The sequence below is a fragment of the Acinetobacter sp. ANC_7512 genome, from assembly GCF_056779935.1.
The window spans coordinates 40,270-56,561 of record NZ_JBWYIX010000009.1 but is presented as its reverse complement, the minus strand read 5'-3'; the positions used below and the strand labels follow the sequence as shown (position 1 = coordinate 56,561).

Annotated in this window: 15 protein-coding genes and 1 tRNA gene; 7 read left to right on the top strand and 9 right to left on the bottom strand. The window is 40.1% G+C overall.

Features of this window, described 5'->3' with window-relative positions:
* Window positions 1–9: 9 nt before the first annotated feature.
* The 3 genes from gatB to gatC are packed head-to-tail and all read right to left on the bottom strand — an operon-like array spanning window position 10 to window position 3,323.
* Window positions 10–1,485, bottom strand: a complete 1,476-nt coding sequence (gene gatB / locus AC1M9H_RS09680; protein ID WP_180028086.1) for an Asp-tRNA(Asn)/Glu-tRNA(Gln) amidotransferase subunit GatB — start codon at window positions 1,483–1,485, stop codon at window positions 10–12.
* Window positions 1,485–2,963 carry an Asp-tRNA(Asn)/Glu-tRNA(Gln) amidotransferase subunit GatA gene (gatA, locus tag AC1M9H_RS09675; RefSeq protein ID WP_481597676.1) on the bottom strand — a complete coding sequence of 493 codons (1,479 nt, stop codon included), beginning with the start codon at window positions 2,961–2,963 and terminating at the stop codon, window positions 1,485–1,487. Before gatA ends, gatB begins: the two co-directional genes overlap by 1 nt.
* Window positions 2,964–3,008: 45 nt before the next feature.
* A complete protein-coding gene (gatC, locus tag AC1M9H_RS09670) occupies window positions 3,009–3,323 on the bottom strand; it encodes an Asp-tRNA(Asn)/Glu-tRNA(Gln) amidotransferase subunit GatC (protein ID WP_035269791.1) in 315 nt (104 codons plus the stop codon).
* A gap of 133 nt (window positions 3,324–3,456) precedes the next feature.
* Here gatC and AC1M9H_RS09665 point away from each other — a divergent pair, with 133 nt between their 5' ends.
* The 6 genes from AC1M9H_RS09665 (at window position 3,457) to AC1M9H_RS09640 (ending at window position 8,236) form a co-directional block, all read left to right on the top strand.
* Window positions 3,457–4,503: a rod shape-determining protein gene (locus tag AC1M9H_RS09665; RefSeq protein ID WP_035269793.1), complete on the top strand. Its 1,047-nt coding sequence runs from the start codon at window positions 3,457–3,459 to the stop codon at window positions 4,501–4,503.
* Between the two features lie 30 nt (window positions 4,504–4,533).
* Complete coding sequence (gene mreC, locus AC1M9H_RS09660) at window positions 4,534–5,391, top strand: rod shape-determining protein MreC (protein WP_035269796.1); 858 nt, start codon at window positions 4,534–4,536, stop codon at window positions 5,389–5,391.
* Entirely contained in the window at window positions 5,378–5,872 is a 495-nt protein-coding gene (gene mreD, locus AC1M9H_RS09655; RefSeq protein ID WP_481591637.1) for a rod shape-determining protein MreD, read from the top strand. The genes mreC and mreD overlap by 14 nt, the downstream gene beginning before the upstream one ends.
* The gene (locus AC1M9H_RS09650) at window positions 5,860–6,426 is read left to right on the top strand and encodes a Maf family nucleotide pyrophosphatase (protein WP_481613278.1); all 567 of its coding nucleotides are present in this window, start codon (window positions 5,860–5,862) and stop codon (window positions 6,424–6,426) included. Before mreD ends, AC1M9H_RS09650 begins: the two co-directional genes overlap by 13 nt.
* Before the next feature lie 51 nt (window positions 6,427–6,477).
* Window positions 6,478–7,932 carry a ribonuclease G gene (gene rng, locus AC1M9H_RS09645; protein WP_035269804.1) on the top strand — a complete coding sequence of 485 codons (1,455 nt, stop codon included), beginning with the start codon at window positions 6,478–6,480 and terminating at the stop codon, window positions 7,930–7,932.
* A gap of 136 nt (window positions 7,933–8,068) precedes the next feature.
* The gene (locus tag AC1M9H_RS09640; protein WP_171076802.1) at window positions 8,069–8,236 is read left to right on the top strand and encodes a PA1571 family protein; all 168 of its coding nucleotides are present in this window, start codon (window positions 8,069–8,071) and stop codon (window positions 8,234–8,236) included.
* A 52-nt stretch (window positions 8,237–8,288) separates the two neighbouring features.
* Here the strand turns inward: AC1M9H_RS09640 and AC1M9H_RS09635 are convergent, their stop codons facing one another.
* Complete coding sequence (locus AC1M9H_RS09635; protein WP_481609019.1) at window positions 8,289–9,743, bottom strand: WS/DGAT/MGAT family O-acyltransferase; 1,455 nt, start codon at window positions 9,741–9,743, stop codon at window positions 8,289–8,291.
* Window positions 9,744–9,909: 166 nt separating this feature from the next.
* The gene (locus AC1M9H_RS09630; protein ID WP_035269807.1) at window positions 9,910–10,644 is read right to left on the bottom strand and encodes a phosphoadenylyl-sulfate reductase; all 735 of its coding nucleotides are present in this window, start codon (window positions 10,642–10,644) and stop codon (window positions 9,910–9,912) included.
* Window positions 10,645–10,842: 198 nt separating this feature from the next.
* On the opposite strand from AC1M9H_RS09630, the gene thrH reads away from it, so the two are divergent.
* Window positions 10,843–11,460, top strand: coding sequence for a bifunctional phosphoserine phosphatase/homoserine phosphotransferase ThrH (thrH, locus tag AC1M9H_RS09625; protein ID WP_035269809.1), 618 nt, complete (start codon window positions 10,843–10,845; stop codon window positions 11,458–11,460).
* A gap of 51 nt (window positions 11,461–11,511) precedes the next feature.
* Here the strand turns inward: thrH and AC1M9H_RS09620 are convergent, their stop codons facing one another.
* The 4 genes from AC1M9H_RS09620 to AC1M9H_RS09605 form a co-directional block, all read right to left on the bottom strand.
* Window positions 11,512–12,699, bottom strand: a complete 1,188-nt coding sequence (locus AC1M9H_RS09620; RefSeq protein ID WP_481613277.1) for an OmpP1/FadL family transporter — start codon at window positions 12,697–12,699, stop codon at window positions 11,512–11,514.
* Between the two features lie 294 nt (window positions 12,700–12,993).
* Entirely contained in the window at window positions 12,994–14,367 is a 1,374-nt protein-coding gene (locus AC1M9H_RS09615; protein WP_481609021.1) for an OmpP1/FadL family transporter, read from the bottom strand.
* A 338-nt stretch (window positions 14,368–14,705) separates the two neighbouring features.
* On the bottom strand, window positions 14,706–15,956 hold the full coding sequence (locus tag AC1M9H_RS09610) for an OmpP1/FadL family transporter (protein ID WP_481613276.1): 1,251 nt from the start codon (window positions 15,954–15,956) through the stop codon (window positions 14,706–14,708).
* Between the two features lie 218 nt (window positions 15,957–16,174).
* Window positions 16,175–16,250: transfer RNA gene (locus AC1M9H_RS09605), tRNA-Arg, on the bottom strand.
* Window positions 16,251–16,292: the final 42 nt, after the last annotated feature.

Here is a 16,292-nt window from a genome sequence, read left to right as displayed (position 1 = left end):
AAGATCAGATTAACCAATCAATTTCTTCATTAATTCATTGACTTGCGCAGGGTTGGCTTTACCTTTCGCTGCTTTCATCACTTGACCAACAAGACCGTTAAAGGCTTTCTCTTTACCAGATTTATACTCTTCAACCATTTTCTCGTTAGCAGCAAGAACGTCTTTAATGATCGCTTCAATTGCGCCTGTATCAGTTTCCTGTTTCAAGCCTTTTTCCGCAATAATCTCGTCCGCAGTTTTGCCTTCTTCCCACATAAAGCCGAACACTTGTTTTGCGATCTTACCGTTAATGGTGTTGTCCACAATACGCGCAATCATGCCGCCAAGTTTCTCAGCTGTTACAGGCGAGTCAGCCAACTCTAAGCCAGCTTTGTTCAAAGCACCGGAGAATTCACCCATCACCCAGTTTGCAGCAATCTTACCTTGTGCAGCACCGCCCGCAGCCTTAACAACTTCTTCATAAAACTCTGACATTTCACGCGTAAGCGTAAGAACGTGCGCATCGTACTCAGTCACACCAAAGTCAGCCACAAAACGCGCACGACGTGCAGCAGGAAGCTCAGGCATAGTCGCTTTAATCGCTTCGATTTGCTCATCTGCAATGATCACAGGCAACAAGTCTGGGTCAGGGAAGTAGCGGTAATCGTTCGCTTCTTCTTTCGAACGCATTGAACGCGTTTCCATCTTCACAGGGTCGAACAAACGCGTTTCTTGGTCGATGGTGCCATCCCATTCCAAGATTTCCATTTGACGTTCAATTTCAACATTGATCGCTTGTTCAATGAAACGGAATGAGTTTAAGTTTTTCAATTCACAACGTGTACCGAATGGTTGACCTGGACGACGCAGTGATACGTTACAGTCGGCACGGAATGAACCTTCCGCCATGTTACCATCAGAAATACCTAACCAACGCACAAGTGTGTGAATCGCTTTAATGTAAGCAACTGCTTCTTCAACCGAACGCATATCAGGTTCAGATACGATTTCAAGAAGTGGCGTACCTGCACGGTTTAAGTCGATACCTGACATACCTTCAAATTGGTCATGAATCGATTTACCTGCATCTTCCTCAAGGTGCGCACGTGTCACGCCAATGCGTTTTACTGTGCCATCTTCAAGTTGGATGTCGATATGACCCAAGCCCACAATCGGGTTGTCCATTTGGCTGATTTGGTAGCCTTTAGGAGAGTCAGGGTAGAAATAGTTTTTACGTGCAAATACTGACGCTTGGTCGATGTAAGCATCGATACCCAAACCAAAGCGAATGGCAAGATCAACCACTTCTTTGTTCAATACAGGCAGTACGCCCGGCATTGCCAAATCAACAAGGCTCGCTTGTGTATTTGGGTCTTGACCAAATTCAGTTGAAGAACCTGAGAAGATTTTAGATTTAGTCGCAAGTTGAGTGTGAATCTCAATACCAATAACGACTTCCCAACCATCAATCAAATTTGACTTAGGTTTTGCATTGTTCTTCGCCATTATGCATTCTCCTCAGCAATTGCAGCGCGTTTGGTGTGCCAATCAGTTGCTTGTTGGTATTGGTGCACCACAGACAACAATTGAGATTCTGACCAGTAGTTACCAATCAACTGTAAGCCAACAGGTAAATTATTTTGATCAAAACCAACAGGCGCGTTAATCGCAGGAAGACCTGCAAGGTTTACCGCGATGGTATAGATATCGCCCAAGTACATTTCAACTGGTGAAAGGTTTGCACCAATCTTATACGCCGTTGTCGGCGCAGAAGGCGCAGCAATCACGTCAACAGACTCGAATGCTTTTAAGAAATCTTGTTGGATTAAACGACGTACTTTTTGTGCTTTGACATAGTACGCATCGTAATAACCTGCAGACAGCGCATAAGTACCAATCAAGATACGGCGTTGAACTTCAGCACCAAAACCTTCAGAACGAGAACGTTTGTACAAGTCCATGATGTCTTTTGGATCTTCACAGCGGTAGCCATAACGTACGCCGTCAAAACGTGACAAGTTAGACGATGCTTCAGCAGGGGCAATCAGGTAATAGGTTGGAACATATGCCTCAGTCATGTTGAGGTCAATTTCAACAAGCGTTGCACCCATCTCTTCCAATTTTTTTAGAGATTCTTCAACACGTGCTTTAACGTCAGCAGCTAAACCTTCAACATTAAAGTACTGTTTTGGAATACCAATACGTAATCCTTTTACAGACGTGCCGTTCAAGTTTGCAACGTAGTCATCAGCATCTTTTTGTACAGATGTTGAATCTTTTGCGTCATGACCTGCCATCACGTTCATAAGGTACGCACAGTCTTCTGCCGAACGTGCCATTGGACCGCCTTGGTCAAGTGATGATGCATAGGCAATCATACCGAAACGTGATACACGACCATAGGTTGGTTTTAAGCCTGTAAGGCCACAGAACGATGCAGGTTGACGGATTGAACCGCCTGTATCTGTACCAGTCGCAAACGGTGCAAGGTCAGCTGCAACTGCCGCAGCAGAACCACCTGAAGAACCACCCGGAACACGGTCAAGCGCCCAAGGGTTCGCCGTTGCACCAAAGTAAGATGATTCTGATGTAGAACCCATGGCAAATTCGTCCATGTTCACTTTACCTAAAGTCACTAGGCCCGCAGCTTTACCTTTCGCTACAACGGTTGCGTCGTACGGAGAGATAAAGTTGTCTAGCATTTTAGAACCAGCCGTGGTTTTAATGCCTTGCGTACAGAAAATATCTTTATGTGCAATAGGTAAACCAGTCAAAGTGGTTGCTGTACCTGCTTTGATCGCTGCATCAGCTGCATCAGCTTGAGCCAATGCTTGTTCAGCAGTCACAGTGACATAAGATTTGACTTGTGCATCAATTTTTTCAATACGGTTTAAATAATGTTGCGTCAATTCACGTGAAGAGAATTTAGCGGTTGCTAAACCATCGATAAGTTCACGAACCGATAAGCGATGTAAATCTGTCATGAGAAAAATTCTTAACTAAAATTTAAATAGGGCAAAACTGAACAATTATTCAATTACACGTGGAACAAGATACAAACCGTCTTGCACAGCTGGTGCAACGGCTTGATAGTCATCACGATGGTTTTGTTCAGACACAGCGTCTTCACGTAATGGCTGCGGATGGTCAAATGGGCTCTTTAATGGCTCAACACCTTCGGTATCAATGCCTTTCAAGGTTTCCATCATTCCTAAAATTTTATTCAAACTTTGAGCATATTCAGCAGATTGAGTGTCATCCAAAGACAAGCGTGCTAAGTGTGCAATGCTTGAAACGGTTTGTGCATTTAAATCTGCAGATTGCTGAGCATCTGATGCTGACATGCTGTCTCACCTAATCAGTAATAAAAATATTCAAAATATCATGCGTTATAATAAGCGATTGACTTGTCCAAAGCATCACATTTAGTTAAAGTTGCCATCTTACGTCTATATAACGTTGAACTGAGAACGACCCGTGATTCTAAAACGACTAATTGGCTTGTTTTCGCCAGATCTAGCCATAGATTTAGGCACCGCTAATACACTAATTTATGCGCCAGGACGGGGCATTATATTAAATGAACCGACTGTTGTGGCAATTCGTCACAGTGGTTCACAAAAAATAGTTGCCGCTGTTGGCTTGGATGCTAAGCAAATGCTTGGTCGTACCCCTGCGAATATTTCTGCAATTCGTCCAATGAAAGATGGCGTGATTGCGGATTTCGAAGTCACTGAGACCATGTTAAACCAATTTATTGGTAAAGTGCATGAAAAGCGTCTTTTCCCACCAGCGCCGCGTGTTGTGGTGTGTGTGCCATGTAAATCAACTTTGGTTGAGCGTCGTGCGATTCGTGAGGCTGTATTCAATGCAGGTGCACGTGATGTACGTTTAATCGAAGAACCAATGGCAGCAGCGATTGGTGCAGGCATGCCAGTTGAGCAAGCGTGTGGTTCGATGGTCGTAGACGTGGGTGGTGGTACAACTGAAATTGCAATCATTTCATTGCAAGGTTGTGTCTATGCAGACTCATTACGCATTGGTGGTGATGTATTTGACGAACAAATTATTCATTATGTTCGTAAAGCACACGGTTGCGTCATTGGTGAAACGACAGCTGAAACCATCAAAAAAGAAGTGGGTATGGCACTTCCGGATGAAGATGGCAAAGTGCTAGAAATCGAAGTTCGTGGTCGTAACTTGGCGGAAGGTGTTCCGCGTGCAATTACGGTGACTTCTGATGAAATTACTCAAGCAATCACTGATCCATTGCAAAGCATTGTCTCTGCAGTGAAATCTGCGCTTGAGCAAACACCTCCTGAGTTGTCATCAGATATCGCGGAGCGCGGTATTGTATTGACTGGTGGTGGTGCGTTATTACGTAACTTGGACAAGTTATTGTCACAAGAAACAGGTTTGCCAGTAGTAGTTGCTGAAGATCCACTTTCTTGCGTAACACGTGGTGGTGGTAAAGTCTTAGAACTCTTTGACAACCCGAACCATGACATGCTGTTTGTTGGTTAATTTTCTGTAATTTAATTTAAGGACGAGGCGGTGCAACCGAATCTGTTTTCAAGACAACCGCCATCTTTTCGCTCTTTCATCATTGCAGTCATCGTGTGTTTGTTCGTGTTAATGTTTAATTGGCGTGCTCCACACTTGATTCAACCAGCAAGAGATGTCTTGTACGCGGCATACAATCCCATTTATGCCATTGCAAGTTATCCCGTTTTATCGAAAGAATGGCTCAGTCAACAAACCAAGTCTGAAGCGCAATTGCGTCGTGAGAATACTGCGATGCAGGCAGAGCTGCTTCAGGCTCAGGTTCGCCTTCAAAAACTCTCAGAACTCTCCGCTGAAAATACGCGCTTACGTGGATTATTGGATACGCCTTTGATCATTGACGGTCGTATGGAAATCTCTGAGGTGATCGGCACAGATGCTGATCCATTACGTCATATCATTATCATTAACCGCGGTGCTGCGAGCCAACTGCGTGTCGGGCAAACGGTGTTGGATGATAACGGTATCATGGGGCAGATCATCAATGTTTATCCGCACAGTAGCCGTGTCATGTTATTGTCTGATAAAGAACACTCCCTATCAGTACGTCTTGAAAACTCTGGCATGCGTGCCATTGTGTCAGGGACTGGTGATTTAGGTCGTCTGAAAATGGAATATGTACCGACCAGCGCTAACGTCAAAGTCGGGGACAAGGTGTATAGTTCAGGTTTAGGACAACATTTTCCTGCGGGTTATTTGGTCGGAACAGTGTCCAAAGTTAAGCGTGAAAATACCGGTGAGTTTGCGCAGATAGACGTGAAACCTGCAGCTCAGTTGGCCGGTGGACACCATGTAGTGGTACTGTTCTCAGACTCATTAGCCATGGAGCAACCTCATGCTCAGCGCTAAAAAAATATCATCAGTTAAAACACGTGATCCACTATGGATCATCGTGCTTTCAATCATTATTGGTTCAGTCTTGGTGGTGTATCCGCTGTCTTATTCATTGGCAGGATGGCGACCGCTGATCATGCTGATGATTACGATGTATTGGATCTTGCTTCAACCGACATGGTGTGGTGTTTGGTTTGCTTTTGCAGTCGGATTATTTACCGATTTACTGCTTGATGCACCCCTTGGATTACATGCGTTAAGCTTCGTTTTACTAACATTTAGCATCCGTTGGTTTGTGCGTGAACGCCGTTTAATGACGTTTGGAAATACTTGGGCAATCGCTAGTGTTGCTATATTGGCACATTTGATTTATGTCCTTTTTGCACAAATTATTTCCGATATGCAATTTTCGATAACTCGTCATTGGCAGCCACTAATGAGCAGTATTTTAACTTGGCCCATCTTGTATTATTTGCTCCGAAAATGGCGAATTTAATCCTGGCGTCGAGCTCGCCTCGGCGTAAAGAATTGCTTGCACAGCTTGGACTTAAATTTGATATTTTTAGTCCAGAAATCGATGAGTCTGTACATGATGGTGAGCAAGCGCATGATTATGTTCGACGTTTAGCAGAACAAAAAGCTCAGGTTGTTTTAGCGCGATTTCCAGATGCGGTGGTCATTGCTGCAGATACAAGCCTCAGTTTAGATGGACAAATTATTGGCAAACCTGACTCGAAGCAACATGCGTTTGAAATTTGGCAATCCTTGTCAGGACGTCAGCATGAAGTCCTCAGTGGCGTTTGTGTGTCTTCACAACATAAAACAATAATTACAGTAGTGAGCACAAAGGTTGATTTTCAATCACTCAGTCATCATGATATGGAAGAATATTGGTCAACTGGGGAACCTGTAGGAAAAGCAGGGGCTTACGCAATACAAGGAATCGCCGCAAAGTTCGTTCCTCGTATTGAAGGTAGCTACACCAATGTGGTGGGTTTGCCTTTACATGAAACATCACAGTTACTGAATCAAATATTGAAAAATGGTTAAGGCACTAAATTAACCTTTTAAAAAATTTTTATAATGTTTTGAGTGTTTTTTATGTCTGACGAGTTGTTGATTAACGTCACCCCAATGGAGTGTCGGGTGGCGTTAGTTGAAAATGGGACGGTCAACGAACTATTTGTTGAACGCAACGCTAAACGTGGTTTAGTCGGGAATATTTATAAAGCCAAAGTTGTACGTGTATTGCCTGGTATGCAAGCGGCATTTGTAGACATTGGCTTATCTCGTACTGCTTTTTTACATATCAATGACATGATTTGGCCTCGTAATCAACCGACGCCAAATGTATTTGATCTTCTGCAACCGGGTCAGATTCTGACAGTGCAGGTGATGAAAGATATGTTAGGCACAAAAGGTGCACGTCTAAGTACTGATCTTTCCATTCCTTCTCGCTATTTGGTGATGATGCCTTATGGACATCATACTGGCGTGTCGCAGCGAATCGAATCAGAAGAAGAGCGTGATCGTTTACGTTCGATCATTGAGCGGATTCAAGCTGAACATAAGTTACCTGGTTCTGTCATTGTCCGAACTGCAGCAGAGGGGATCGAAGAGGCCGCTATTGCGCAAGATATGGCGTATTTGGCAAAACTTTGGGAATTTATTCAGCGCAAACAAAAAAGTGTCGTGGTTCCATCTCTTATTTTTGAAGAGCTACCACTTCCTCAACGTATCATCCGTGATCTGGCAAATGAAGATACGGTAAAAATTCAAGTCGATTCAAGAGAAGTGTTTGGCAAGCTACAAGAGTTTGTGGCTGAGTTTGTACCAAATATGGTTGATCGTCTGAAACATTACCCTGGTGAGTGTCCGATATTCGACTTATACAATGTTGAAACAGATATTCAAAAAGCACTGCAAACACGTGTTGCTTTAAAGTCTGGTGGTTATCTGATGATTGATCAGACGGAGGCCATGACCACTATTGACGTCAATACAGGCTCATATGTAGGTGGACGCTCTCTTGAGGACACCGTCTTTAAGACCAACATGGAAGCGACACAAGTCATTGTGCGTCAACTCAGACTGCGCAACTTAGGTGGAATTATCATTATTGACTTCATTGATATGCAAGAGGCCTCACACCGTGATGAAGTGCTTAAGCAATTTGAAAAAGTCTTAGAACGTGACCATGCAAAAACTAAAATCACCCAAGTGTCTGAGCTTGGCTTGGTAGAAATGACGCGTAAACGGACGCGTGAATCACTTGAGCATTTGTTATGTGAGTCTTGTCCGACGTGTCAGGGACGTGGTTATGTGAAAAGTGCCGAGACTGTTTGTTACGAAATCTTTCGAGAGATATTAAGATATGCTCGAGATTTTGAGTCTCAGACTGACTTTACTGTCGTTGCGCATCCATCGGTTGTGGATCGATTATTAACCGTAGAAGCTGCGGCCGTCTCTGATTTAGAGCATTTTGTGAAACGTGTCATTAAGTTCCAAGTCGAAAATTTATACACGCAAGAGCAATACGATATCATTTTGAATTGAAATTGTAACAGAATATCGTTAAACACTTGTTACAACTGAGATTTTACATTCGATCTCGATTTCTCAATACTTAAGAAATCAAATCGAATAGCCAAAGACAGCGATGTTGTCTTAGCAAAGTGAGGTCAAAGTGGGTATGAATTTAACGGAACAATTAGCGGGTAGCCATCGTCAAATTGTGGATTCAAACAAAAGCGCTTGCTTGATGCTCAACGATCAAGGTCAAGAAGTTCGAGTTACACAAGCGATGGTCGTTTCGCTCTGTCAGCAACTAATCAAGCAGTGTCGTAATATTAAAAATTAAGGGGCCTTTTTAAAGCCCCTTAATTTTTTTGTAAATATCGAAATATACAGACTTAAGCTGGTTTTTCATTTGCAACTTCTATATCCGCTACTACTTGTTTCTTTGTTACACTACGCTTAGTAGCCTTTTTCATAATCTGCCGTTTGTCATCTTCAGGTAGACCCACAATTTTTTCAAATCTTTGAATCTCATCTTCTAAATGGGTCAATAAATTTTGCATCTTAGGCAAAGCATTTCGACATGCGGTTAAACCGACTTCTAATTTATCCATATAACTGGTCATTGTGATATTCAACGCTTGACCATCAAGTACGATAGAAGCAGGGTAAAGTGCGTCCAAACGTGCACCATTCCAATATAGCGGCTCTTTAGGCCCTGGTACGTTAGAAATAACGAGGTTAAATGCCTGACGTTTAGGTGCTAAACCAGAGATGATATTTAAACCTGCAGGACCATATACGAAGGCACTATAGTTGAGAATCTGATCTGAAGTCATGCGTTTGAATTTTTGTTTCGCATTCATTACGCTACGACGAATAAGATCGAGTCGTTCTAATGGATCGGCTTTATGTGTCGCTAAGTTCGCCAGAATCATCGTAATACGATTTGACATATCTGAATCATCCGTACGAACGGAGACAGGAACCATAGCGATTAATGGTTTTTCTGGTAAAGCACTTTGACTGATTAAATATTCACGTAAAGCACCGGAACAAATCGCAAGCACAATATCGTTAATGGTCACACCCAGTGATTTTGAAATATGGTTGAGACGCTTAAACTCATATGACTGAGCAGCGAAACGACGTGATGAGCTGACTTTTTGATTCAGAATACTACTTGGGGCTTGAAAACTAGATACATAGTCCGGATTACGTCCCATATCTTTAAAGACAGTTTCAGACAGCACTTTGAATACACCCGGTGTAGACTGCACTTGACCTTTCAAATTAGACAAGATTTGTTTTGCACGGCTTACTTTAGGTGTTTTAAGTCGCTTAGCACGCGGACCTTCAACACACCATGGCGGAACGATACTTCTTGCATTTGGATCATGAGAGAGTGATTTTTCAATTAAACGCATGCCTGCAATACCATCGACCATCCCATGATGTATTTTGAAATACATGGCGAAACGATTCCCTTCAATGCCTTCAATGATATGACACATCCATAATGGCTTAGCTCGATCAATTAATGAACTGTGCTCTTGGGAAATGTAGGTGAGTAGCTCACGAATACGACCAGGATGTGGTAGAGCAATATGTCTGAAGTGATGATCAAGATCGAATTCAGTGTCTGTGTCCCAAAACAGTCCGTTTAATTTATTATTAAACGGTGGAATTGGAATAGATTTTGAGTTGCGAATATCTGCCACTAAATCTTGAATAAAGGTTGGTGGCGCATCTTCTGGAATTTCAAATAAAAATAATCCGCCAACATGCATGGGCTGTTGTCTTTTTTCCAAAGATAAGAAAATAAAATCAAGCGGGTGTAATGGGCGCATAGTCTAGGTTTGCCTCACTGCAAATTTCTAAAATTGTTTTTTAGAATTATCAATCCAAGAGATCAGTATAGACGTATTTGTTGGAGGGGGCATAAATTTTTTTAATGAATGGTCAGTACAAAAAAGCCACTTTAAATCAGTGGCTTAAAACTTTGTGAGACAGTTTTTACTTTTTTAAATTACCTGAATGTAAACCACATTCTTTATGCGTTGCTTCTTCCCACCACCAACGACCTTCACGCTCGTGCTGATTTGGAAGTACTGGACGCGTGCATGGTTCACATCCAATTGAAATAAAACCTTTTTCATGCAATGGATTATATGGAATTTCCATCATGCGAATATAATTCCAAACGTCAGCACTCGTCCAATTCGCCAAAGGGTTGTATTTAATGAGTTGTTTACCTTCACCTGAAAAACCTAGATCAGCTTGAATCACTGGAATTTCAGTACGTGTACCCGGACTTTGATCTTTACGTTGACCCGTGATCCAACCATCAAGTGTTGCTAACTTTTTACGAAGAGGTTGAACCTTACGGATACCACAACACTCTTTATGATCATCTTGATAAAAGCTAAACAGTCCTTTTTCGTTGACCAGATTCTGAACAGCTTCAGCTTCCGGGAAACATATTTCAATGTTGATATTATAGTGCTTACGAACAGTCTCAATAAATTGATAAGTTTCTGAATGCAAGCGACCTGTATCAAGACTAAACACGCGAAAAGGTTTACCTAAATTTGCAGCCATATCAATCAATACAACATCTTCAGCACCTGAAAATGAAATGGCAATTTCACCTGTTTGATTTAAAGCTAAGGCTATAATTTCCGAAGGGGATTTATCTTCATACTCTGATGCAAGTGCATCAATTAAATCTATGCTTGGAATGGTAGTCATGAGAATCCTGGCGATATAGGCTTGGAAGCAACAAGTCCTATATTAAAATATTTGATGTATATTTTAGTTGAATTCAGAGATTTATCTTATGAAATAAAAATAAATACTTATGAATAAAATAGATTTAAAAAATTACATCGATATTCGGCAATCTTCGGCTATGATATTGCAAATTTTATTAATGCTGAGGGCAGTATCATGGAAATCGTTTGTCTAGATCTTGAAGGCGTTTTGGTTCCTGAAATTTGGATTAATTTTGCAAAAAAAACAGGAATTAAAGAGCTTGAAGCAACAACTCGAGATATTCCAGACTACGATGTGCTCATGACTCAGCGTTTAAATATTCTTAAACAGCATGGTTTAGGTTTAAATGACATTCAAGCTGTTATTGCAGATATGGGACCGTTTGAAGGCGCTAAGGAGTTTGTCGAGTGGGTACGTACTCATTTCCAACTCATCATTTTATCAGACACATTCTATGAATTTGCTCATCCATTGATGAAGCAGTTAGGTTGGCCTACGATTTTCTGTCACAAATTAGAAACTGACGAAAATGGTATGATTACAAATTATAAACTACGTCAACCTGATCAAAAACGTAAAGCAGTGCAAGCTTTACACGGTTTAAATTTCCGTGTAATTGCTGCAGGCGACTCGTATAACGATACTACGATGCTCGGTGAAGCAGATCAAGGTTTCTTATTTGATGCGCCGGATAATGTAATTGCAGAATTCCCACAATTTCCTGCGATTAATGGTTATGCTGCATTGAAAGAAGCGATCCGCAACGCTTCTGTACGTGATATTCCAGCCTAAGTTATTACTTTGAAAAAAGGACGCTTTAGCGTCCTTTTTTTATAACAATTGTTAGAATCGATACCCGATTTTTATGCCATAACCTAATGCATAATTGTTGCTGAATTCTCCAACATTTATGCCACCCGTTTGAGCAGTTGCATCGCCTAACCAGAAATATTTAACACCAGCTTGAATAAAGCTTTGCTGTGATGGGTTGAATTGACCACCTAAGCCTACACTCCAATAACCTTCAGTTGGACCTAAAGTGGTTACAGGGTTTCCAGCTCCAGAGTCATAGCCTACAGTTGTGGTTGCTGCCCATTGATCATTAAATTTATGTGCAACACCTAAGGTTGCAGAGTACTGATCATCAGAATACGAAATGAGGTCCTGTCCAACTAATCCAAGTAATTTAGGTGTAACCGTAAATTGATCCCAATGAACCCAACGCAGGTTAGCAAACGCCAAAGTGTTTGTTGCAATTCCAGACTGTAAATCAATATTTACAGATTGTGGAGTAACTGCTTCAGTTACTGCAGCGATCTTATCTAATCTATTAAACTCAGGCTTTTTTAATGTATCGGCGTAAAGTGGAAGGAGCGAGGTTTCATTCGACTGAGCTTTGTGTTTAATCTCAGAGCGATAAGTGATAGATGCTTTTAATGCAATTTTGGGAATTTGGTATGCAGTACCTGCAATCCAGCCGTAAGCTTCTTTTTGGTCTACATGGATGTTATAGCCATTTAAGACTTGGTATGCACTACCTTTTAAATTGATATCAGCTTCAACTGTTTGCCATACTGGACCAGCATAAAAATTCCAATTTTCAGTGGGTTGATAACCAATGAGTGCAGTTAAATTTTGTGTCTTAACTTCAACTGATGTACCACTTAAACTATTGCCAAATGATTGATTTTTAGCATCGTATAATGCATCTGCACCAAAAGGCTGATCGTAAATTAAACCTAAAGAAACTTGGTCAGTAACCTGTAGTTTAAGAGCAGTGTTTACAAAATAATAATCACTGCCCATATCGGTAATTTTTTCGCCTGTTAAATCCTGACCAGTGATTTTATTAATCACTGTGGAAGAACCTTTAACGGTGGGATCTAAAACAGAAATGCCAGCTTCTGCATAATTACCTGATTGGAGAAATGCTGAAATCGACTGACCTGAACGATCTAATCCTGCGGCGTAAATTGAAGTTAATGGGAGCGTAGACAAGAAGACTGAGTATGAAAGTACTTTAAATTTCATGATGTTCATCCATGAATGTCATATGGCGAAAAAATTGCATGAAAAATAACACAAATAAAAAAAGAGTAAATACTTGGAAGTGGTTGAAATATAATCAAATTTATATTACTTCATGATCAAGTTATGAGGCTAAATAATTATGTCCATGTTTTTAAAAAGTATTATTGAGCAAAAAAGGAATTGTAGTTTGTGTCGTTTTTTTATTTTAAATGATGATATAACAAACAATTACTTTATACTTGTATAAAAATAAAAAAGACCACAATCATGTGGTCTTTTTTTATTGATGAATGATTAGAATTTATAGCCGATTTTAAGACCGTAAGCTAAAGCGTCATTGTCTTCAAACTTGCCTGCTGCACTATGTGCACCTGTCTGAGCATCAGCATCACCTAACCAGAAGTATTTAACACCACCTGCAATAAACGTAGCTGGAGTAGGGCTATATTGAAGACCTAAACCTACGTTCCAATAACCTTCTGTTGGTCCAAGTGTCGTTACAGGATTGCCTGCACCGGAATCCCATCCAACTGAAACATTACCAGCCCATTGCTCGTTAAATTTACGACCTACACCTGTTGTTACAGACCATTGATCTTTAGAATAATCAACTAGGTTAAATCCATTAGGTTTGCCAGGGATAAGTCCGGCACTACCAAGTGCATCAGCCAATTGACCGAAATTATTAGGCTTAATTGAGAAACTAGACCAATCCACCCAACGTATGTTTGCAAATGCTACGGTGTTCGCCATAATGCCACTTTGTAGATCTAAGTTGACAGATTGTGGAGTAGTAACATTTGTAGATCCAGGTTTGAAGCCAGCACCTAAAGCACCGATTGCTCCTTGTAGGCTACCTGCTGTATATTGATCGATTTGTCCAAGTGCAGTCAAAGTTGTAATGAGGTTAATCAATTGAGGAGCATTTGCTGGATTTGCTAATGCGGTTGCAGCAGGAATACTTTCATTTACTTCAACGTCATGACTAATTTCAGATCTATATGTTAAAGAGGCTTTTAAAGCGATTTCAGGAATTTGATAAGCTGCACCGACTAACCAACCGAAGTCGCCGTCTTCTTTAATATCAGCATCGTATCCATTAAAGATACTATACGTCGATCCTCTTAATTTTACATTTCCTTTAACAGTTTGATAAACAGCTCCGCCATAGAAATTAAAATTTTCGTTAGGTTGGAAGCCGATAATAGCGGAAATATTTTGTGTATCTACTTCGACTGATGTGCCACCTGTTACACCAGTATTTAAACCTACACCTATAGGAGCACTTGCTGGCTTTTCACCAAGGTAAACTGGGAGTGCACCTAAAATGGTATCAGAACCTTGTGTGGTAAAATTATTGTTACCTTTATATGCTGCATCAGCACCGAAAGGCTGGTCATAAATCAAACCAAATGAAATTTTATCGGTCGCTTGAATTTTTAATGCTGCAGAAGGAAAGTAGTAATCACCAGCCATATCACCAGTGTAATTACCAGATAAGTCTTTACCAGAGACAGATGGATCTAAAATTGAGATGCCAGCTTCGAAGTAATTTCCTGGTTGAAGGAATGATGAAATAGATTGTCCAGAACGATCTAATGCAGCAGCAAAAGTGCCTGATGATGCTAAACCGAATAATACAGCAGCTGATAATTTTGTTAATTTCACTTGAATTTTCCCTGATCTTCTTCAATGAATTATTTTGTATTTTCCAATTGAATTGAGGATTAGTTATCTTAAACTGATCCTAAATCTTATGTTCACAAAATAACACATTAAGAATCAGAGTAAATACTCTAAGGAAATAAATTTATAATTGAATTTTAATTCTGATAAAAATAATAGGAATTTTATTTTTTATATAAATTATTGAATTTATGAGTTATTTAATTTTGAACGACACTATCTTATCGTTAATATTTAAATGAACTATACAGTCAGTCAATGGCATTCATGATTAAATAAAAAAAGAGCACAAAAGTGCTCTTTTGAAAACTAAATGGAATTTAGAAACGATAACCTATTTTTAGACCATATGCCCAAGCATTGTTATCTTCAAACTTACCCACTTCACGACCAACAGATCGGCCATCAGCATCTCCTAACCAAAAATATTTTACACCGCCACCGATAAAGGTTGCAGGAGTAGGGCTAAACTGAGCACTCAAACCTAGATTCCAGTAGCCTTCTGTTGGTCCAAGTGCGGTTACTGGATTCCCAGCTCCAGAATCCCAACCTGCGGATAATGCACCGCCCCATTTTTCATTAATCTTACGACCAACGCCAACCGTTGCAGACCATTGATCTTTATCATATTCAATAATATTTTGTCCTTGACCAGTAACAGCTTGTGTTAACAATCTAAATTTATCAATATCAATTTTTAGACCTCCCCATTCAACCCATCGAACATTTGCAAAAGCAACGGTGTTTGCCATGATGCCTGTTTGAAAGTCTAAATTAACTGATTGTGGAGTGCTGATTTTAGTATTCTGAGAAGGTGTATTTAATGCCCCACTCGAATCTAAATTTTTAAGATTAGTTAGTACTTGAGCTACTTGAGGTCCAACTATGCTCTCAACAATAAAACTAGGATAACCAAAATAACTTGAATAAGCGTTTATCAAACCATTGGCATCTTCCGTAGTTTCCAAACTATGGTCAATTTCAGATCTATATGTTAAGGATGCTTTTAACGCTATTTCAGGGATTTGATATGCAACACCAGCTAACCAACCATAACCTTCATCTCTTTTAAAATGAGCCTGATAATTCGCTAAACTAGATAAAGTTAAATTACCTCTCACATCCTGATATACACCACCGCCATAAATATTCAAATTTTCATTAGGTTGAAACCCAACAATAGCTGATATGTTATTTGAATTTACTTTAACCTCTGTTGAAGAGAGAGGAAGTGTACTATCTGGCAGTAATCCTGGAAGTAATCCATCTGTGTAATAGGCTGATGCTCCAAAGGGTTGATCATAGAGTAAGCCGAAAGAGAATTTTTCATTTAATTGCAGTTTTAATGCAGCACTTGGGAAGTAATAATCCTCAGCCATATCACTGATATTTCCAAGTTGGTTTTTACCAGATACATCAGGGTCAATAATGGAGATACCAGCTTCAAAATAGTTATTCGGTTGTAAAAATGCTCCTATCGATTGACCTGAGCGATCCATAGCGGCTGCATAAGCCCCAGAAATCGGTAATAAAGCAAATAATACAGATGCACTGATGGTTTTTAATTTCATGTTATCTATCCTTAGATAATGTGAATTTTTAATTTAATAGAATTTTTTTAGTTATTTCCTTAAGAGCTGATAAATAAACGATTTATGCTAAAATGTTTATTTTTTACTCTACAAACAACATATCATAAAGGTAATGAGATGCAACAAAAATTTGACTGAAATGACATTATTTTTTTATTTTGGGTCAATTTGTTGATAAGTGTATTAATCTCAGAAAATGGTGCGCCCTGCGGGACTCGAACCCACGCCGGTCACTTAGGAGGCAACTGCTCTATCCAGTTAAGCTAAGGACGCATACTAATCTGATCAAAAAATTTTTGAAAAAAAGTTATTGCT